This window comes from Bradyrhizobium sp. Mp19, assembly GCF_029952935.1.
Classification (GTDB): Bacteria; Pseudomonadota; Alphaproteobacteria; order Rhizobiales; family Xanthobacteraceae; genus Bradyrhizobium; species Bradyrhizobium elkanii.
Window position 1 is genome coordinate 26,408 of the sequence record NZ_JASAUT010000018.1, and the last position, 19,469, is coordinate 45,876.

Genomic DNA, 19,469 nt, shown 5'->3' on the forward strand with positions numbered 1-19,469 from the left:
ACCTTCCTGCACAGCTTGAGATTTGCGCATCCGAACGAGCGGAAAAGGCTCGTCGTCAAGACGTGTGCGCCGTCGAGAGCAGGCCGTGAAGCCCACGGCGAAAGACGGCTCCGTGCGCGCCACTGGCGAGCCCATGTTCACAGACAGCACAAAATTTTGAAAGTCGGGCGTCGACGAGCCGTATTCGGAGGAAAATTTCGCCGGTTCTGCAACATTGTTTCGTCCATCAGGTACGCCGGAAGGACAGCAGAATGGCACTCAAATTTGGGTTCTGGTCGGAGCAGGAAACTCAGGTCGGGCAAAGCTACGCCCGGCGGCTTCATGAACTCGTTGATGAGGTTCGCCTCGCCGAGAAGGTGGGTTTCGATTGCGTCGCGCTCTCTGAGCAGCATGTTGCGCTTGGCGGCATTTCCAGCTCGGCACCGGAGGTCGTCTACGGGTACCTCGCCGCGGTGACGTCGCGCGTCAAGCTGCGTTCCGCCGTTACCCTCATGCCTCAGCGGATCAATCACGCGCTGCGCTCCGCGGAGCGTCTGGCGGTCACCGATATCCTTTCGCACGGTCGCATGGAGTTTTATGGCGGGCGCGCGAATACGACGATTGCCATGCGGGCATTCAATGTCGATCCGGCTGAAACGCTCGCACAGATGGAAGAAGGAATCGCGCTTCTCCGCAAGTCGATGCGCGAAGACATTTTCACATTTGAGGGCAAATACTACCAGATCCCTCCGCGTCAACTTGTGCCGAAGCCGGTCCAGAAGCCGTACCCGGTGATCGGCATAGCGGCCACCAGCGAGCGCAGCCACAACTGGGCGGGCTCCGAGGGATTGGCCGTGATGAGCCACTCGATCTATCAGGGCTGGGAAGTCCAGAAGAAATTGCTCGCCGCCTATCGCGGCGCCTGGAAGCGCGACGAACAGGGCCCGCTCGATCGTCCCCGCATCGGCATCCCGCTATTCCTCGGCATCGGTCCCACCGATCAGAAAGCCAAGGACGATTACGCTGAACCGCTCATGCACTATGCGCGGATCTCGACGGATGCGTATCCGCGCCTGGCGAAGCTTGCGGACGACTATTCCTACATGAGCGAGAGCGTCCCGTCGATGGAGCGCGCCGGGCGAGACTGGGACTATCTCCTGAATCACTCCGCCACGACCGTGTGCGGAGCTCCGGATACCGTCATTCGCCAGCTCGAACAGTATGAAGCGCTCGGTGTGGATGAGGTGCTTCTGCACCTGGATTCGGTACCTCACCACAAGATCATGGAGGCGATCGACATGGTGGGGCGCTACGTGATCCCGCATTTCAACGACAAGAACAACGTTGTCCGTCCCACCGAGGAAATTCTCGACACGATCCGGGCAATGCGGCCGCAGAACTCCGGGTCCTCGAAGAAGGCAGTGTAAGGAACAGGTCCATGTTAGAATCGAAGTACGAATATCTCCTCATCGAGAAGCGCCCGAGCGGTGTCGCGGTCGTGACGATGAACCGTCCCGAGATCCTCAACGCGATCAACTGGGACATGCATGACGAGCTCGAGCAGGTGTTCGTCGATCTCGATCGGGACAAATCGGTCCGGGCGATCGTGCTGACCGGAGCCGGCCGTGGTTTTTGCTCCGGTGGCGATCAGAAGACGCTGGACAAGAGCCCGATCCCGTCGCCGACCCGCGGCGGACGCCACCTGGTCCGCAACATGCTAGAAGTGGAGGCTCCAATCATTGCCGCCGTCAATGGCGTGGCCGTCGGTCTCGGCGCAACGCTTGCCCTGATGTGCGATGTGATCTTTGCGCAATCGACCGCCCGGTTTGCCGATACCCATGTCACGGCCGGCGTCGTGGCGGGCGATGGTGGTGCGGTCATCTGGCCGCTTCTGATCGGTCCGGTCCGCGCCAAGCACTATCTTATGACGGGCGCCTTCGTGTCCGCCGAGCAGGCTGTTGCGATGGGCATGATCAACGAAGCCGTTTCCGATCGTGATGTCCGCGAGGTGGCGATCGAATACGCGGAAATGCTGGCGAGCGGTCCACGAGAAGCAATCATCTGGACGAAGTATTCGGTGAACAAGATTGTCAAGGAGTTCGCGCATCTCCTGTTGGACACGTCCACCGCCCTGGAAACCCTTACGTTCGCTACGCCCGAGCGTCGCGAAGCGGTAGCCGCCTTTGCGGAGAAGCGCAGGCGTTTCGCGGAGCGGTGACATGAATGTCGGGTCCATTACGTCCGGTGCCCAGCTTGCTTCGGTAACTCTTCCGCAGCTTCTGCAAGCCCGACGCATCGAGAGACCAACGGCCGTCGCATATCGCCAGAAGCGCGCCGGCGAATGGATATCGGTGTCGTGGCACGACTATGCGACGAAGGTGTGCCGACTGGCGGGTGCCCTCCAGATGGCGGGACTCGCGCGTGGTGATCGCGTCGCCATCATGGGAGACGTGTCCCAGGAATGGCTGCTCGCCGACATGGCGACCATGTGCGCCGGCGCCGTGACCGTGGGCGTGTATTTCACTTCATCCGTCGAGGAGGTGAACTACTACCTCGGTGATTCCGGAGCCCGTTTTGCCTTCGTGGGAGACGAGACGCAGTTGCGGACGCTGCTGGCAGCCAGCACCGCGGCGACGCTCGAGAAAATCGTCGTGATGGATCCGTCGTGGACCGGCGAGCTCAGGGCGAAGAACATCGTCTCGTTTGCCGAGTTCTATGAGCCTGTTTCATTCGATTGCGACGCCTTTCTTCGTGAGCAGGTCGCAGTTGCCAAAACGGACGAACTGGCGAGCATTGGTTACACGTCGGGTACCACGGGGTATCCCAAAGGCGCCATGCTGACGCACCTGTCATTGCTCGCAGGTGGCCACGTGCAGACGACATTCCATCCGACCATTCGGACCGAAACCCAGCGGCTCGTGGTTCATTTGCCGATGTCGCACACGGTCGCGCGAGCCCAGGCAACCACGTTGCCATTGCTGTCCGGAGCCGTTCCTCACTTCGGGGAAACGACCGCGGGGTTCGCGCAGACGATCCGGGAAGCCAAGCCGACGTACTACATGGCTCCGCCTCGCTTCTACCAGAGATTCGCAACCCAGATCCTCAGCGTGGTGCACTCGGCCAGCGCCAAGCAAAGGAAAGATTACCAACTGGCGATGCGGATCGCGCGCAAGGCGCTCGATGACCGCCAGGCGGGGCGGACGCCGGACCAGTATCTCAGCGATCTGTTCGCGGCATGTCGCAGGCACATCTTCGGTCCGCTTTTGGCGGAGGTTGGTTTCGACGAACTGAAGATCGCCTATACGTCTTCCGCGCCGATGCCATCGGAGGTCATGACGCTTTGGCAGCTCTGGGGGTTGAATCTCAAGGAGTGCTACGGGCAGACCGAGATGGTGGGCGGAAATCTCGTCCAGATGGTGGACTGGCCGAAGGCCGGCAGCGTCGGCATTCCCGTTCAGGATCCAGCCTGGGAAACCGCGGTGCTGGAAGACGGCGAGATGATCGTTCGAGGACCGGGCTTGTTTACTGGCTATTGGAACAAACCCGAGGAAACCAGATCCGCGCTGCGAGACGGATGGCTGTATACCGGCGATATCGCCGAAATCGCGCAGGATGGAAGCTTCAAGCTCGTCGATCGGAAGAAGGAGATCATCAACACGTCCGGGGGGAAGTCGGTCAGCCCGACCCAGATCGAGAACGAAATTCGGCAGAGCCCCTACATTTCCGAAGCCGCCGTCATTGGCGAGGGCAAGAAATACCTGACGGCTCTTATCGAGGTCGACGCCACCGCGACGATGGATTGGGCCAGGTCGCGGGACACCGACATCGCGCAATACGCCGACCTCGCAAAATCCGAGATCGTCATCCGGATGATCGAAGGCGAGGTCGCAAAGGCGAACAACCGCCTGGCACGCGCCGAGCAGATCAAGGCCTTCCGTATCCTTCCCGAAGAGCTCTCTCCCGAGAATGGTGTCATGACGCCGACGCGAAAGAAGCGCCGCAAGCAGCTGATGGAGCGATATCGAGCGCTGATCGACACGCTCTATGACGAATCCGAGGAGAAATTGATCAAGGCGCAGGTCGGATAATCGGCGCGGAAAGCATCGGTGCAAAATGAAGGTCAAGCACGTCTATCTCACCGCCAGTCAACCGGCGAAGCTTGCGGAGTTCTACGCGAATACCGGTCTCACCATTCGCTTTGCGGATGGTGAACGCTGGATCCAGTTCCGGAGCGAGGGTGCGGCCTTCTGCGTTTCCGGAATGGAAGAGTCCGCCTCGATTCCATCTGCAAACGCGGTCGTGGTTTTTGAAGTCGAGCAGCTGGAATCGGTAGTCGAACGCGCCATCGCTGCGGGCGCGACGCTTGTTGCTCCCGTTCGGGACATGGGCGGTCACGGACGCGTGGCGCAAGTTTGCGATCCCGAGAGCAATGTCATCCAGTTCTTCGAAGCTGCCAAAGCGGATCGATAGCATGATGCGTACAGGGACTTTACTGAGGCCTCGACACCATTTCGCGGAGCCGGACGTGATGAATGAGTTGATGTCGGTCGACCCGACAAAGGGTCTCGAAGGTGCTCGACTGATCGACGGTGCTTCCTTCAAGACGGCGCTCAGAAATGTCAGCGGGAGCGTATCGATCGTGACGTCCGGCCGCGCGCCGGAACGGCATGGCTTGACGGTCACTGCCGCGTCATCGCTTTCAGTCGACCCCTCGACCGTCCTGGTGTGCGTCAACAAGTCGGCCGGAGCTCATGACACGATCGTCCGGACCGGATGTTTCGGTTGGAACCTGTTGACCGCGAGCCATGTGGACCTCGCGCAAAAGTTCGCAGGGCTTGATGGAAGCAAGGGGGACATTCGCTTCAGCGAGGGCAGCTGGGCGGAATTGGTATCTGGCTCACCGATCCTGATCGGTTCGCTGTGCAGCTTCGACTGCCAGGTCATCGGCATGCATCCGGTGGGGACCCACACGGTCTTCTTCGGCGCGGTTCTCGGCGAGGTCCATCAGGACCACTACGAAGGGCTGATTTACCGGCATGGCAGGTTCGCGATTCCGCAAGTGCTTCCCGAAGCAGGTCGATGAGCCTGCTTCGGGAGCAGCGATCACCGTCCATAAACATACAGCAGCGAGGGAGCAAGGCAGATGGGGAATATCCTCGGCAAGGATTTGACGCGGCGCACCGTTCTCGGGAGCGGAATGGGCCTCGCCGCCGGCTTGATGCCATGGCATGCGAGCGCTGCATCTCGCACCGTCAAGGTTGGTTCGATCATGCCCAGCAGCGGCGTGTTGGCCTTCCCGGGCCAGGCTTGCGTGCGCGGAATCAATCTTGGCGCCAAATTCGCCAAGGAGCGGTTCGGCGTCGAGATGGAAATCGTTCACGCGGATACGCAGAGCAAACCGGAAAACGGCCGAATCGCTGCGGACAACCTGATCAGGCAGGGTTGCACCGTCCTCATTGGAGCATGGGACTCGGGCGCTACGATTTCGGCGCTTCAGGCGGCCGAAGCCGCCAAGGTTCCGATGGTCGTGCACATTGCGAGCGCCACCCAGGTCACGTCGCAGGGATTCACCCAGGTATTTCGTTTCTATCCGACGTCGCTGACGATCGTTCGGCAATCGTTGCTCGAATTGAAGGCGATCCTTTCGAGTGTCGAAAATCCGCCGAAGAGCGCTGCAGTGCTGCACCTCAACAACACGATGGGGCAGTCGACGGCCGCGAGCATCGATCAGGCGTGGAAAGAGGTCGATGTACCGCTGAAGATCGCCGAATACATTCCCTACGACGAAAAGGCGCGGGACCTCTCCGTCGAGGTCGCGAAGGCAAAGGCCTCGGGAGCGGATGCGCTGGTGTCTGTGACGCGCGTCAACGACGCTATCATGATCACCCGCGAATGCATCAAGCAGGGGTGGAATCCCAAGCTGATCTTTTCGCCGAACTCAAACGGCGTGCAGGACAAGGCGTACTATAACGCGCTCGGCAAATATGGAGACGGCGCCATCCTGTCGACCGTCTGGTATAACCCGAAGGCGCCGGACACCGCCGCAATCATCAAGAGCTTTGAGGCCAGCTATCCAAACGAGTGGCTGGACGCAAATTCCGGATGTGCCTTCGAGGCGGTCCAGATCGTCGCCGACGCGGTCATCCGGGCAAATTCGTCAGTCTCCTCGGAAATCCATGCCGCTCTCAGGAAAACCGATCTGAATCCGGTCCTGATGTACAGCGGCAAGATCAAGTTCGACGAGAACGGACAGAACATCAATAGTGCCGTTACGATGCTGCAGGGACAAGGCGGAATGCCGAAGGTGATTTCGCCGCGGGCTATCGCCGACGCAAGCCTGCAGTATCCGCTCAAGCCGTTCGAGGTCCGCTAATGGCCTTGCTCTGGGCAAATGTGGTCATAAGCGGGGTCCTGATAGGCTTGGTATACGGGCTGATCGCACTCGGCCTCACGATCATCTTCGGCGTGATCAGGGTCGTGAACTTTGCCCACGGCGCGATGGTGGTGTTCGGCCTTTACATCGGGTACTGCACCGGACTTTGGTGGGGCATGCCGACTATCCTGGCTGCGTTGCTGGCCGGCATCCTGATGTTCGCGGTCGGCTATTACCTGGAAAGCGTAGTGGTGACGCGGTTCGTCACCCGACCGCATCATGTGCAGTTCATCCTGTTCATCGGCATCTCGCTCCTGTTCACGGGAATCCAGCTTCTTTGGTTCGGGCCGGATCCTCGCCCTTCCGTGTCGCAGTTGTCCTTTGAAACGATCTCCTTGGGAGGCATTCGGATCGATCTGGCGCGCTTGCAGGCTGCATGTGCCACGACCGTTCTGATCCTGGCTTTGGCCGCATTTCTCAAATACTCCTTGTTCGGTAGATACATTCGAGCGGCGGCCGACAATCGACTTGGCGGTTTGATCGTCGGGATCCCAATTCCCAAGATCTATGCGATCACGTTTGGAATTGGCACTGCGTGTGCCGGCTTCGCCGGCGCGCTGATCTCGCCGCTGTTCGATGCGCAGCCCTATCTCGCTGTCGATTTCACGCTGCTGGCGTTCGTGACCGTCATCGTCGGAGGCCTTGGAAGCTTCGTCGGGGCTCTGATCGGCGGCTTGACGATCGGCGTGACCGAGGCCGTTGCCGCACTCATTGTCGCACCGTCCATGAAGACTGCCTTGTCGTATGCCTTGCTGATCGTGGTGCTCATTCTGCGTCCAAGAGGGTTCTTCGGTGCAAAAGAGATTTGAGTCTCGCCCCGACTTCGTCGGCGCGGCAGCCGGCATGGCATTGTTCGCCGCACTCGCGCTGCTTGGCGCCGTGTTCAATTCATATTTGGTCTCTCTGCTGACGATCGTATTCATTTTCGCTTTTATCGGGCAATCCTGGAGCCTGATGCTTGGTCTGGGTGGGCAGCTATCCATAGGGCACGCCCTGTTTGTCGGAATCGGTGCCTATTCCGTTGCGGTGCTCGATATCAAGTATGGCCTTAGCCCCTGGCTCGGGCTGCTCGTGGGATCGGTGATCGCCGGCGCGGTCGGTGCTGCGCTCGCCTGGTTGAGCTTCCGCTTCGAGGTGCGGGGAATCTACTTCGGCCTGTTGACGATCGCCGCAGCTGAATTTGCCCGAGTGATGTTCGGCGGTTGGGATTTTGTGGGGGGAATGCAGGGCCTGTTCTTTCCGGCTCAGTCCGGCGAGAGTTCCCTGCTGATGCTGCGCGGCGGCGCTCGCTTCTATTATTTTGTCGCGCTCGCCGCCGTTGCGGTCGGTGTAGGCGTAACGGCGCTCATCAGGAAGTCCTTTCTGGGATATGTGTGGCGAGCGATGCGCGATGACGAAGATGCGTCAAGGGCGCTCGGAGTAAGGACCTTCCTTCACAAGGTTCTGGTTGTATCGATCTCCGGAGCATGGGCTGCGATTGGCGGTGGTCTTCTGGCCCTGGTCCAGGGATCGATTTTTCCCGACTCGATCATGGGAATGGGGATTTCCGTCGACGTCCTGATCGGGCCGATCGTGGGTGGTCTGGGAACGGCGTTCGGTCCGCTGCTCGGGGCGCTCATCATAATCCCCCTGGATCACCTGATGAGCTCCTTCAGCGACACCATTGGTCTGCCCGGATTGAACAATGTCGCCTACGGCATCGTTCTGATCGGTGTCGTCTGGCTGCTGCCGGATGGCGTGTGGCCGGCGCTGCTCGGCCACTTTGAGGCGAAGAAGGAAGTACGATCAATTCGCAGTCGAATTGTCCAGACCCAGGAGGTCGGACAATGACCGCGCTTCTCGAGCTCAACAATGTTTCGAAGCGCTTCGGCGGCTTGCTTGCGGTCGACGGCGTCAGCTTCAGTTTGAAGGAGCGCTCCATCACGGCTCTCGTCGGTCCCAACGGGGCCGGCAAGACGACCTGCTTCAACATGATTGCCGGGGCGTTCCGGCCGACTGCCGGTACGATACGCTTTGAAGGCGAGACGATCTCCGGACGCGGCGCGGAGGCGGTATGCCGTCTGGGCATTGGGCGGACGTTCCAGATCGTCCGGCCGATGCGCGATATGACCGTGCTGGAAAACGCGATGGTCGGAGCGTTCAGTTGGACGAGAAAGGTCTCCGAAGCGAGGGAGGCCGCCCTGGATACGCTGGAGACGGTCGGTCTTGCGCCAAAGGCCAACGCGTCGATCAGCCAACTGACGCTTCCCGATCGAAAGATGCTTGAAACGGCAAAGGCTCTCTCGACACGGCCGCGCCTGTTGCTGCTTGACGAGGTGATGGCCGGGCTCCGTCCAACCGAGGCCGCGGCCGTCGTTCGCGTTCTCCGTCGCCTGGTAGAGCGCGGACTGACGATAATGCTCGTCGAGCACGTCATGCGAATTGTGATGGAGGCGGCGGAGAATGTCGTTGTTCTGCATCACGGCGCGAAAATAGCCGAGGGAGCCCCCGTGTATATCGTGAAGCATCCCGAGGTTCTGGCCGGATATCTTGGGGACGGCTTCCGTGGCTAAGGAACCCCTGTTGGCCGTCGAAGGGCTAAACGTCGGCTATGCCGGATCGGCCGCTCTCAACGACGTCTCTCTTGCCGTGCAGGCAGAGGAGCTGATCTGCGTCATCGGAGCCAACGGTGCCGGAAAGACGTCCTTGATCCGCACAATTGCGGGCATCGTCTGCCCGACAAGGGGGCGGATAGCCTGGCGGGGCAGAGACATCGTGGGCATGTCGCCCTGGGAGATTTGCGAGCTCGGCATCGCCCAGGTCGCCGAAGGGCGTGAAGTGTTCCCGAATCTCTCGGTAGAGGACAATCTTCTGATCGGAGGATCGTTGAAACGAGCGCGGGGCCGCCGGGACGCCAATCTGCGGCGGGTGTATGAATTGTTTCCGCGTCTGGATGAGCGGCGGCGACAGTCGGCAGGAACGCTGTCGGGCGGCGAGCAACAGATGCTTGCCATCGGCAGGGCGATGATGTCCGAACCGGAGATGATCATGTTCGACGAGCCTTCGATCGGACTTTCACCCGCGCTGACGACCGTGATGTTCGACGTCGTCAAGAAGCTGCATAGTCACAGGATAACGATTCTGCTCGTGGAGCAGAACGTAGCGAGCTCCCTCGCCATCGGAGATCGGGGTTATGTTCTCGAGAATGGCAGCATTGTTCTCGAGGGAACCGGCGCGGGCTTGCTTTCCAACCAGGATGTAAGGCGCGCCTATCTGGGGCTGTAGTCGAAGGATGTGCGCTCTGTAAGGAAGCGGCGCGGGCTCTTTCCCAGGGTCTTTTTGAACATCGTAATGAACGCGCTCGGAGATTCGTACCCGAGATCGAGTGAGACGGTCTGGACGGACGCGCCCGCGGACAGGCGCTGCAGCGCGACCAGGATGTGGAGCCGCTGCCGCCAGCGGCCAAATGTCATTCCGGTTTCCTTCACGATCAAACGCGCAAGCGTACGCTCGCTCATTGCGTAACGTGCGGCCCATTCATCAAGCGTGCTCCTGTCTCCGGGCTCGTGCAACAATGAAGCCGCAAGTTGCTGGAGGCGACTATCTGCGGAAATCGGCAGGTACATCTGCTCTGTCGACATCTGCACGAGTTCGTCGAGAAGGACGCGGCCGAGCCGGCTGGTCGGGCCTTCGACCGGATACAGGGGCGGAAATGCCGCAAGACGCTGGATCAGCTCTCGAACGAGAGGTGAAATCGTGAATGTGCAACAAAAATCCGGAAGCTTGCTTGCGGAAGGCTCGATGAAGACGACGTAGATTTTGCCGAAATCGGACACGCAGTTGCTGTGCAGTACCCCGGCGGGAATCCAGACCGCCCCCTGAGGAGGAACAATCCAGAGTCCCCCTGGCGCCCGGCACATGACCGATCCGCGCGAGGCGACCACCAATTGTCCCTTCTTGTGCGAGTGCAGGGGCAGCTCGTCGTCGTCTTGTCTGGTCTCGATGCACATCGAGACGACGGGGCGATCGAAATAGTCGGGATCGATGGGAGTATAGTTGATCCGGAGATCGGGAAGTTTCAGCCTCGGAAGGCCATAGTCGTCATCGGCGGCGGATATCTGCATCGCGTTCGCTCGCTTGGGCCCGGGAATCAACCTTCCACATCTTGAGCGGCCGGTCGCTGGGTCGGCTCGCAACGGCGTTCCAACACAGCATAGCTGCTCCACGCCAGTACAGCCAGCCGAAAAGCGGCGCTGTTGCCTGCGGCACGTCGCTGAGGGCGAACATGCGCCTAGAGATCGAGAACGAGATCGCTGCATGGGACCGCTCGGCACGTGAGCACCGTGCCGGAATCTTCCGGGACTGCACCAGAGAGCTGCCTTGTGCTTCCAGCCAGCACGCGCACTGCACAACTCTCGCACTGCCCGACCCGACAGCCGCTTGGAGCGCGTATGCCCAATCGCTCCGCGCATTCGAGCAGCGTGCCGTCCTTGGGACCCCACTGGAACGAAATGCCCGATCGCTTGAACGAGACCGAGCAAGGGCCCAGGCCTTTTTCGAGCGTGTTCGTCGGCGAGATGAATACTTCGGTGTGAATGTCGAATTTTGGCACACCGAAGGAAACCAGGCTCCTCGTTGTCGACGTGACCATTGTATCGGAGCCGCATAGATAGAATCGCGGGCGCTCCATGACCAGTGAGGCGTCGATCTGAGCGGCATCGAGGCGACCGTGGACATCAAAATCGGCTCCAGGAACATCCGAAGCGCGTGGTCGACTATAGAAAGTTCTGACAACAAGTCTCGGCAACCGTTGTGCAAGAGCTCGAAGTTGGCGCTTGAATGCGTGCTCCGAGCCGTTCCTGTTGCCGTACAACAAGGTGACCGAAGGCATTTGATCGCCATCGAGCGAATTCAGAAGGCTCATAAACGGAGTGATGCCGATGCCTGTTGCCATCAGGATCAGCGGAACGGATGATACCGTCGGCATCGTAAAGGCGCCGCTCGGAGCCTCGACCTCGACCATATCTCCTACCTTCAAGGTCTCATGTATGAGAGACGAGAGTGAGGTTGAGGCGTCACTGGCGCCGGCTGACGCGCGACCCACACAGATCCTGTATTCCGATCGATTTCTGATGCCCGCCGCTCCGGTCAATGAATAGGCGCGCGTCAGAAGTTCACCGGTGTCGGGACGTGCCACCCTGATACGTACGTACTGGCCGGGTTCGTAGTCGGGCAGCGCGCCGGTTTCCTGCGGTGACAGCGAAATGGCAAGGGCTGAGTCCGATTCCGCATGCCGATCCGACACGATGAAACGCCGAAACCCCTGCCATGAGCGGCTGCCTAAATCGCCGACACGTCGGACGTCGCACGCGATCGCCCGATGGTTGACGGAGCCGCTGACCGGATCGCGTGTCTCGGCAGAGACGAGGCTGTTGAAATTGGAACTGGCCGCCCCTGTCAGCGCGTACGACTGCTTGCCGAGCGGTTCACAGGCCTCCCACCAGCCGAAGTCGGCGGCCAGTACGTCGGATGCGAGAGTATCGTCGATCTCGGCGACGAACCGCGTGGAGCCGTGACGGCTCGTGACTTCGACACTGTGCCCGTCGTTGATGTTCTTCAGGCGCGCAACACTCCCATGCAATCGGATTGTCGGTCGGCTGGCGCGTCGCCTGAGCGAGGCGATCCCGCGATGTTGACTATGGCAGAAGACGCCGTTCTTCATGCTGATCAGTGTGAACGGATAGAGTGACCGATCGACGTGCTCTTCCGCATGGATCGGCACAGGAGATTGATGATTTCGGAGCAGCAGTTCGGAGTAGAGTTCGACCCGTCTTGTTTCAGTCTGGAAGCCCGCCACGCGATCCCTGGCATCAACGTGGCCATATTTGCGTACGGCATGTTCGATCGGACGAACGATCTTGCCGTCATTCGCCCGCAGATCCTGGACGGTGATCCCGAGAGGAGCCAGCATGTAGTTCCAGCCAGCGTCGATGTCGCCGTGGAAGAACTTGTCGCCCATGCCCAGACGTTCAGCCAGGGCAAATACGATTTCCAGATCGGAGCGTGCTTCTCCCCGCGGGGTCAAGACGGCCGGGCGCAACTGAATCAGGTTCTGGGCGGCTTCACTAATGCCGAAACCGAAGCGTAGACCTTCCCGCTCCCATGGAGTGCTTGCCGGGAGCAGGACATCGGCATAACGGGCCACCGGAGTCTCTACGATGTCGGTGTGGACATAGAACTCTACGACCTCCAGCCCTCGGCGAATCTCGTCGGTGTCTCCCTGCGTGAGGAGATGATTGGATCCGAAGCCGACGAGCGCACGGATCGGATAAGGATCGCTGGTCACGATGGCGCGGTAGACGTCGAGCGGCTTCACGCGTCCTTCGGCTGCTGGTCCCATCGGACGGATGTCGCGTCCGAGCGTCTTGCACGATTGCGTCTCGACGAGGAGGTCCGTCGAGTCGACCTTGTTCGCGGGCTGCCTGCCCAGGATGCGGTTGCCACCGATCTCGTCGAACGATCCGCGAAGAGCGTAGAGCGTGGCGACCGCACGCTCTATTTGCGTCGCGTTGCTGCCTTGGCCAATGCCTGTCCAGGCGTGGTAGGCAATCTTGCTGTGGCTCGCCATCAGCGATGCGGCGGCTTTCAGCTTTGTGCGTGGAACGCCGGTTACCTGCTCGACCCGCTCGGGTGTCCAAGCGGCACAGGCCCGCTGGAAGTGATCAAAGGCAGGCCTGCACGCGATCGCTTCGCCGTGATGACCCCGGACTTCATACCGGCCGGTCAGGGCAAATCGGCGAGCGGTATCGACGTCAAGCAGGCGGGCCGCATCATAGATGCAAGGTTCGTCGGTCCGAACGTCCCACGCCACGAATTGCTGTGCCGTCTCGTCACCTTCGCGATCCCGGAGATCCCGCGCCCTTAGCAGCAGTCCGTCGGACTCACGCACGAGCATCGGCGCATTGGTCCACCGCCTGAGAAATTCCAGGTCGACCCCTCCTTCCTGGATCAAGAGATTTGACACGCCGAGCGCCAGAGCGGCGTCAGTGCCCGGTCGGACTTGGAGCCAAACGTCGGCGTCAATGGCGAGCGGGGTCGCTCGCGGATCGACGACGATCATGGCTGCGCCATTCGCGCGGCCGCGCGCAATTGCGTCCGCCTGAGCCAGCCAGGTGCTGGTGGGGTTGTGCCCCCAGAGGATAATCAGCCCCGCATGCGCATAGTCGGCAGTCGGCATGCCGACGCCGAAAGTGAACCGATGCGCCACGTCCCTGTGCCAATTGCAAACGTCAGTCGAACTCGCGATGTTCGGGCTTCCGAACAAGCGAACGAACCGATCAATCCATTCGATGCTGTCGGCGATACCGGTTCCGCTTTTCGTCGTTACAGCAAAAGCGACTCCTTCGGCCCCGTAGCGCTCCCGGATATCGAGTAACTCTCCCGCACAAAGATCGAGCGCCTCGTCCCAGGAAATACGTACCCACCCTGGATCGGGATCTGTCTTTGGCCGGGTGCGGCGCATCGGATAGAGGATTCGATTGTTTGCGGCCACGATCTCCGGACCGGCCCGGCCTTTTGGACAGACGGCGTGCCCGGTCGGATGGCCGGGATCATTTCGCACGGCGACCAGCCGGTCGTTCTCGACGACATTGATCGTTCCGCATTGCGAGCCGCACAGCGTGCAGAAGCTTTGGATCTCTCCCATTGCCGATTTCCGTGAGTGTAGCGCGCTCTTGGAGCGCTCTTTGACGCAAGCAATTGTTCCGGAGCGGCACAAAAAGTCGCGAGGTACGAACCGGTTGAGCCAGCAAGCATGTTCACCGACGAAGTACGTCGATCTTATGCCATGTTGACTAATCGGTCAACAAGTGTATCAATCCGCCATTCACAGGAGGGCGGGCATGGGTAATCTGCGACTGGTTCTTTTTGCCTGGATGGTGTCGTTTGGCGTGCACTGTGGCCAGCCCGCGTTCGCGGCCGACAAGGTCCAAGCCTTGATCGGGGTGCGAAATATGGATGAAGCGCAGGCGCCCTTCATCGTCGCCAAGTATCTGGGCTATTTCAGCCGGGAAGGGCTCGACGTCGATCTGCTGACCGTCGGCGGCTCGAACGAGATCGCAATTCAAGTCGCCTCCGGCAACGCCAATCTAGGTGCTGCGAGTCCTTCGCAGGCCGTGATCGGCATGCAAGAGAATTCAGCGGCGCCATTGGATGTCCGCTACTTCTACGACTACAGCTATCGCAATATCTGGTCCATGTCCGTGCCGGCGGACAGCAACATCAGATCGATCGCGGACCTCCGAGGAAAGAAGATTGGTATCCCTTCATTGGGAAGTGGAGGCGTCACTTACGGCAAAGCTTATGTGCGTTCAGCGGGGCTGGACCCGGACAGGGACGTTACGTTCATTCCGATCGGGGTCGGCTCCCAAGCCGTGAGCGCCGTTCGGCAAAAGATCGTCGATGCGATCGCGTTCTGGGATGTTGCCAACGTCCGGTTCGGACTCAGCGGCCTCGCTCTCCGGAATCTCGATGTCGGTGAGAATCTGGATGCGCTGCCGGATCTGTCGCTTTTGGCGAAGAACGACGTCATCAAGAACAATCCGCAAATGCTGATCGGATTTGCGCGAGCGGTATCAAAGGCGATCGATTTCACCAACGCCAATCCGGTGGCGGCCGTCATGATCACCTGGAAAGTCTATCCGGAGAGCCGTCCTGGGGAATTGGGTGCGCAGCAGGCCCTCGCTCAAGGTCTGAAGATCCTCGAGGTACGAAGTCCCGGGTGGAGAAGTGCCAAGACCAACGGAAAGAACGGTCTCTTCGTTGAAGAAGATTGGAAAAACTTGAGCAGCTTTCTGCTGGCAGGGGGGCAGATAGCCCGCCCCGTTCCGACTTCGCGAATGTACACTAATGACCTGATCGACGAGATCAACAACTACGATCGTGATGCCGTCATCAGGCAAGCGAAAGAGTTTGACCTCGGATCGGTTCGTTAACTGGGCGATCACCGCGCTTGACGTAATGGCGGCTGGCGCGGTCGAGTGGATTGGGGTGCGCGGAGATATGGCATGCGAGCCGTCCGATGACCGTGCATGCGTTTGTCGATCTGCGCATCGACATCATCCGCCTGCGGAAGATGGTCGAGTTCACCGGTGTGTTCGGCCGTTTCGCGATGGCGGCGCTGGCTAAATATCTCTAACGTCCGCTCGGCATGTTCACGAGTGCGGTCGGGCCTCAACCAGCCATCTTTGGGGGCTTCCCCAACATGGGCAAGTTCGAGCGGCGGCACGCCGCACGCGACAAGGATTCGGACCGGCCGGCCTAGAGCCTCCGAGCATCTTATCCTCGCCCAGGAAAGCCGTTTGATCTGGAGGATCGAGCAGCCGTCGCTTTCTGCTGCCACCTGAGGCTCAACTGTTTGCAAGCAAGACGCAGGCATTCGCAGTAGCTCAAATGGTGGGTTTTGGCGTTGGAGGATCAAAAACGCCTTATCTTCCAACGCGGATTGACTGACACTCTCTCCGCCGAGAACAAAAAACGCCTCGGACGTGGGGGACTTGAGGCCATCATCCAGGCTCCACTAGCAATCCAAGTCACGTGAACTGCATCTTCTATCTACGGAGTGGCAGCACCGACCCGAAACTGCCCCCGTTTCCTTCGAGCTTCCTCTCTCGCTTGGCGATCTTTTCGACCGCGTCCGCGAGATAATCGGGGTGATGATGACCGTAGGTATTGAGCAAGACGTCAAGCGACATGCCGAGGTAGCCCGCCGCCTGCCAGGGATCGGCGCCGCGCTGCATCAGCCAGGTCGCTGCCGTATGCCGGAGCGTATGGGGCGAAATACCCGCGCCAAAGCCGGCCAGTCGCACCGCGGTCTTGAACGCCGTCTTCACCGAGGTAACGGGCTTTCCATTGAACTCCACGAAGTGCTTTGCGTGATGATCGATCCGGTGCCACCGTCTGAGGTGCGCAAGCAGGCGAGGCGGGATCGGCACCGGCGGTTGCCGCTTGTTGGTCTTTGCGTCGCCCTGGCGGCGCCGGTAGTAAATGCCGCGCTCCAGATCGACGAACGCGCGGCCGACTGCCGGAATAGGTGAGGCCGCTGCGATCGCTCCGGCGCGGGAGCCGCTGTAAACGCCAATCAGGATGAACCGGGCGAGGTGACGCAAAGGCCGTTTTCCTGTCGCGACCTTTTGGCCCTTCAATGACCCCCGGGACATTCTCTGCATCTCGCGGTACCGCCAGCACGTCCAGATCAGCTTCGCGGCATGGGATCTCGTGAGCCACCGATCGCGGGGTTCGCCCTTTGCCGGCAACGTGATCTTGACGATACCCCGATGGTAGCCCTCCGCAGCGTGATGATTGATGGCGGCGCGCAGGTCTTCGAGATCGCGCCGTGAGCCTCCTTTGTTGCCGCGCTCCCTTGCGAATTGACGGCACTGCTCGCCGTCGACGTCAGCAAGCATTTTCGCGCCCCACCAGTCGTTCAGCCGACCAATCCGCTTCTTGAACTTGCGTATGCCGGGAATTGCCTCTTCTTGATCTTCGGCGATCTTGAATCGGTCGCGGAGCTTGGCGAGCTCGGCATCGAGATAGATCGAGAGCACATCGCCGATCGGGATCGATTCAATGTCCTGGGCCTTGCGCTTGGGGGTGTACTTCGATGCGATGTAATCCTTCAGCGTTTGCTCGGCGGCCGTAATTTCATCTGCAGCGCAGCCTGTGCCGATATCCCGGCCGTTGTCCCGGATGATCCAGGTTGCTCTATGGGTGACGTTGCCGGCCTTGTCTCGTCGGGCGGCTTTGAGCTGGAGCCGGGCCCCCTTGCTTCGACGCGGCATAATTCCCTCATTCGCTCAATATGAAAAAGTGTCGTGTAGTCCTTGCCGGCGATGCGCTCGATGATGAGTCGCCCGCGAGCGTTCTCTCGGCGCAATCCGGAAGCGGTCATCGAACCATCCGGGAATGCCACGGCCGCGGCCACAGAAAGCCGGAGAGGGTCGTGCTGGCCAATGGTCTCCCGGCGATTTGAGACGTCAGCCATGTTAGCGAAATCGCAATCTGCGAAGCACTAACGGTGATCGAGTTTCACGCGAACGCCATTGTTCTTTTTCTGGTCCCCTGAAGCGTGTGCTTGGCCTGAATTGCCGGACGAGGATCGGAGGCGCTGGTGCTCGCCCGCAATGATCGGGAGTACCGCGCCGCTCAGCGCAATCGCCAGGAGGCGTTCTTCCACGCGAGCTAGACGTCTCGAGGTCATCTGTGCCCATCGACACATACAATCGGCTCGTGGACGGCAGCTCAATTGCGACAAGCGGCAGTTTGGGCAGGCTAGCGCGGCTGCGAAGAAGGCTCGGGACAGGCGCGCCAACATTGTCCTAGATGCGGATGTCGATCACTTTTTCGATATGCTCCATCCGCTTTTGGGGCCAACTTAGCTTTGACTGGGTGATGCGTGCTCCTTCTAATTCACGCGCGCGAAGTCGGCTCGCTTAAGTGAGGCGATTGGCTCCCTCGCTGATCCGCTGGCTAAATACCGACAGTCTCACGACTCAATGACATTCGTCGGCTGCTCGATATGCCTCGCGCGATTCTACCAGGCCGGGCGTCTCGCCGATACTGGCAGATCTGACAGGTTGTGCATTGGCCTGACGCGCCGCCTGAGACGCTTGGTTCAGCGTCTTCGATGCGTTCAGTGTCCATCTTTGGCTCCTTCCGCGGACGACTTCCCTGCTTATGGACGTGACGACCTATGGGAAGCGCCCCGCCACCCGAAACCCTCGCCAGCTCCTTTTTTCCCCGCCGGCAGACCGGCTCCTCGCGGCCGCTTCGCTGCAAAAAGGCCGCTCTCTCGGGTGCGCCGCTGCGCTTCGCCCCGATGGGTTCAATGGCACTTCGCTCCCCATGACGGTCTCGCCATCGCGAGGGATCGGCCCTGCGAGAGCGAAGGAGACAGACCATGACTGCAATCGGATTCGTCACCCGCACGGACAACGGCGGCTACAGGGGTGAGCTCAAGACCTTGTCCATCCGCGCCCACATCGACATCGTTCCCAATAGCGGCAAGTCGACTGAGGCTCAGCCAGATTTCCGCATCATCGCGCACGGAGCCGAGATCGGGGCCGGCTGGATCCGGCGCATGGACCAACTAGCCTCCGGTCCATGCAGCATGGCGCCCGCCGATGCGGCTTATCCCGGCCTTGTCACGCGAAAATGCCGGAAACCAGTGCAATTCCGTCTTCTTCAGCACAAAATGCCGGGCGGCATACCAGATAGTTCTGTCGCTGAGATCGTTCGTTGGGCTGTCTTCGATCGAGATCCGCGTTCGGCGTTTGCGAAGGATCCACATCCTTCGCTTCCTCCCTGGACTTGGCCCGGCTCGTGCCGGGCCATTTTTTTGCTCGGCGGCTGAAGCGTTTGCGGGATCAGCTTGTCAGCCGGCTCAGCGCTGTGGGGCTCAGCGGCGTATGATTTTCTTGAGGATCTCTGTCAGAGTCCGAAATTCTTCTCGGGTCAATGGGGCAAATGTCTCGCCGGAAATCTCGCCAATGGTCTCGATCGCAGCGTCCGCCGTCCGCCTCCCTTTGTCCGTTAATTCGATCTGCCGTCGTCGTGGATCCAAAGGATCCTTGGAGCTCTTGATTAGCCCGCGCGATTTGAGGCGATTGATGACGCCAGTGATCGTTGCTGAATCATAGTGGATCAGTCGTCCCAGGTGATTTTGAGAACATGATCCGACTTCCCTCAGTTTTGCCAGCGTCGAGAATTGGGGCGGGGTCAGTTCTTCGATCATTTTCGCGACAAAGATCGATGTGTGGGTACGGAGCGCTACGCGCAACAGGAATCCTGGTGCATCGTCCAACCTGTAAGACTGTGCGGCCTCTTTCGGCTTCTCCGTCGGAGCCGTCTTGGTTTTCGGTTGCACGATTTTCGTCCTCTTGCGGCACTTGGCCGTGGCTCGGCTTGAACAAAGCTGGATGGCTCGGCCTCGGAAGTCCCGAGTTGATCATTTGTGTACATTCGTTGCCCCCAAGAATCCATGCCGTCTGACCGCGAGCCCTATCAACTCGGTGGGCCGGAA

The 19,469-nt window shown here is 60.1% G+C and carries 16 protein-coding genes; 12 read left to right on the plus strand and 4 right to left on the minus strand.

Annotated features, from left to right (window positions below):
* Positions 1-251: 251 nt before the first annotated feature.
* The 10 genes from QJT82_RS20440 to QJT82_RS20485 all read left to right on the plus strand — a co-directional run bounded on the left by QJT82_RS20440 (position 252) and on the right by QJT82_RS20485 (position 9,676).
* Positions 252-1,406 carry an LLM class flavin-dependent oxidoreductase gene (locus tag QJT82_RS20440; RefSeq protein ID WP_028342726.1) on the plus strand — a complete coding sequence of 385 codons (1,155 nt, stop codon included), beginning with the start codon at positions 252-254 and terminating at the stop codon, positions 1,404-1,406.
* A gap of 77 nt (positions 1,407-1,483) precedes the next feature.
* Positions 1,484-2,197 carry an enoyl-CoA hydratase-related protein gene (locus tag QJT82_RS20445; protein WP_245288815.1) on the plus strand — a complete coding sequence of 238 codons (714 nt, stop codon included), beginning with the start codon at positions 1,484-1,486 and terminating at the stop codon, positions 2,195-2,197.
* Between the two features lies 1 nt (position 2,198).
* Positions 2,199-4,067, plus strand: a complete 1,869-nt coding sequence (locus QJT82_RS20450) for an AMP-binding protein (RefSeq protein ID WP_028342728.1) — start codon at positions 2,199-2,201, stop codon at positions 4,065-4,067.
* A 25-nt stretch (positions 4,068-4,092) separates the two neighbouring features.
* The gene (locus tag QJT82_RS20455) at positions 4,093-4,449 is read left to right on the plus strand and encodes a VOC family protein (RefSeq protein ID WP_016841231.1); all 357 of its coding nucleotides are present in this window, start codon (positions 4,093-4,095) and stop codon (positions 4,447-4,449) included.
* A 58-nt stretch (positions 4,450-4,507) separates the two neighbouring features.
* Positions 4,508-5,062, plus strand: a complete 555-nt coding sequence (locus tag QJT82_RS20460) for a flavin reductase family protein (protein ID WP_225159858.1) — start codon at positions 4,508-4,510, stop codon at positions 5,060-5,062.
* 60 nt (positions 5,063-5,122) lie between these two features.
* Positions 5,123-6,352, plus strand: a complete 1,230-nt coding sequence (locus tag QJT82_RS20465; protein ID WP_028342730.1) for an ABC transporter substrate-binding protein — start codon at positions 5,123-5,125, stop codon at positions 6,350-6,352.
* Positions 6,352-7,221 (plus strand): branched-chain amino acid ABC transporter permease, encoded by an 870-nt coding sequence (locus QJT82_RS20470; RefSeq protein WP_028342731.1) that lies wholly within the window; start codon positions 6,352-6,354, stop codon positions 7,219-7,221. The genes QJT82_RS20465 and QJT82_RS20470 overlap by 1 nt, the downstream gene beginning before the upstream one ends.
* Complete coding sequence (locus QJT82_RS20475; protein ID WP_225159854.1) at positions 7,205-8,242, plus strand: branched-chain amino acid ABC transporter permease; 1,038 nt, start codon at positions 7,205-7,207, stop codon at positions 8,240-8,242. Before QJT82_RS20470 ends, QJT82_RS20475 begins: the two co-directional genes overlap by 17 nt.
* Positions 8,239-8,964, plus strand: a complete 726-nt coding sequence (locus tag QJT82_RS20480; protein WP_028342732.1) for an ABC transporter ATP-binding protein — start codon at positions 8,239-8,241, stop codon at positions 8,962-8,964. The genes QJT82_RS20475 and QJT82_RS20480 overlap by 4 nt, the downstream gene beginning before the upstream one ends.
* Positions 8,965-8,971: 7 nt before the next feature.
* Positions 8,972-9,676: an ABC transporter ATP-binding protein gene (locus tag QJT82_RS20485; protein ID WP_028342733.1), complete on the plus strand. Its 705-nt coding sequence runs from the start codon at positions 8,972-8,974 to the stop codon at positions 9,674-9,676.
* Here QJT82_RS20485 and QJT82_RS20490 read toward each other — a convergent pair.
* Both QJT82_RS20490 and QJT82_RS20495 read right to left on the minus strand, forming a co-directional pair.
* A complete protein-coding gene (locus tag QJT82_RS20490) occupies positions 9,661-10,515 on the minus strand; it encodes a helix-turn-helix transcriptional regulator (protein ID WP_051448008.1) in 855 nt (284 codons plus the stop codon). The two genes, QJT82_RS20485 and QJT82_RS20490, sit on opposite strands and share 16 nt — an antisense overlap.
* Positions 10,516-10,682: 167 nt before the next feature.
* The gene (locus QJT82_RS20495; RefSeq protein WP_028342735.1) at positions 10,683-14,096 is read right to left on the minus strand and encodes a molybdopterin-dependent oxidoreductase; all 3,414 of its coding nucleotides are present in this window, start codon (positions 14,094-14,096) and stop codon (positions 10,683-10,685) included.
* A gap of 196 nt (positions 14,097-14,292) precedes the next feature.
* On the opposite strand from QJT82_RS20495, the gene QJT82_RS20500 reads away from it, so the two are divergent.
* On the plus strand, positions 14,293-15,384 hold the full coding sequence (locus tag QJT82_RS20500; RefSeq protein WP_028342736.1) for an ABC transporter substrate-binding protein: 1,092 nt from the start codon (positions 14,293-14,295) through the stop codon (positions 15,382-15,384).
* 615 nt (positions 15,385-15,999) lie between these two features.
* Here QJT82_RS20500 and QJT82_RS20505 read toward each other — a convergent pair.
* Positions 16,000-17,229, minus strand: coding sequence for a site-specific integrase (locus QJT82_RS20505; RefSeq protein WP_028342737.1), 1,230 nt, complete (start codon positions 17,227-17,229; stop codon positions 16,000-16,002).
* A 1,118-nt stretch (positions 17,230-18,347) separates the two neighbouring features.
* Here QJT82_RS20505 and QJT82_RS20510 point away from each other — a divergent pair.
* On the plus strand, positions 18,348-18,800 hold the full coding sequence (locus tag QJT82_RS20510) for a DUF736 family protein (protein ID WP_035632290.1): 453 nt from the start codon (positions 18,348-18,350) through the stop codon (positions 18,798-18,800).
* A 45-nt stretch (positions 18,801-18,845) separates the two neighbouring features.
* On the opposite strand, the gene QJT82_RS20515 is transcribed toward QJT82_RS20510, so the two are convergent.
* Positions 18,846-19,313, minus strand: coding sequence for a MarR family winged helix-turn-helix transcriptional regulator (locus QJT82_RS20515; protein ID WP_225159844.1), 468 nt, complete (start codon positions 19,311-19,313; stop codon positions 18,846-18,848).
* Positions 19,314-19,469: the final 156 nt, after the last annotated feature.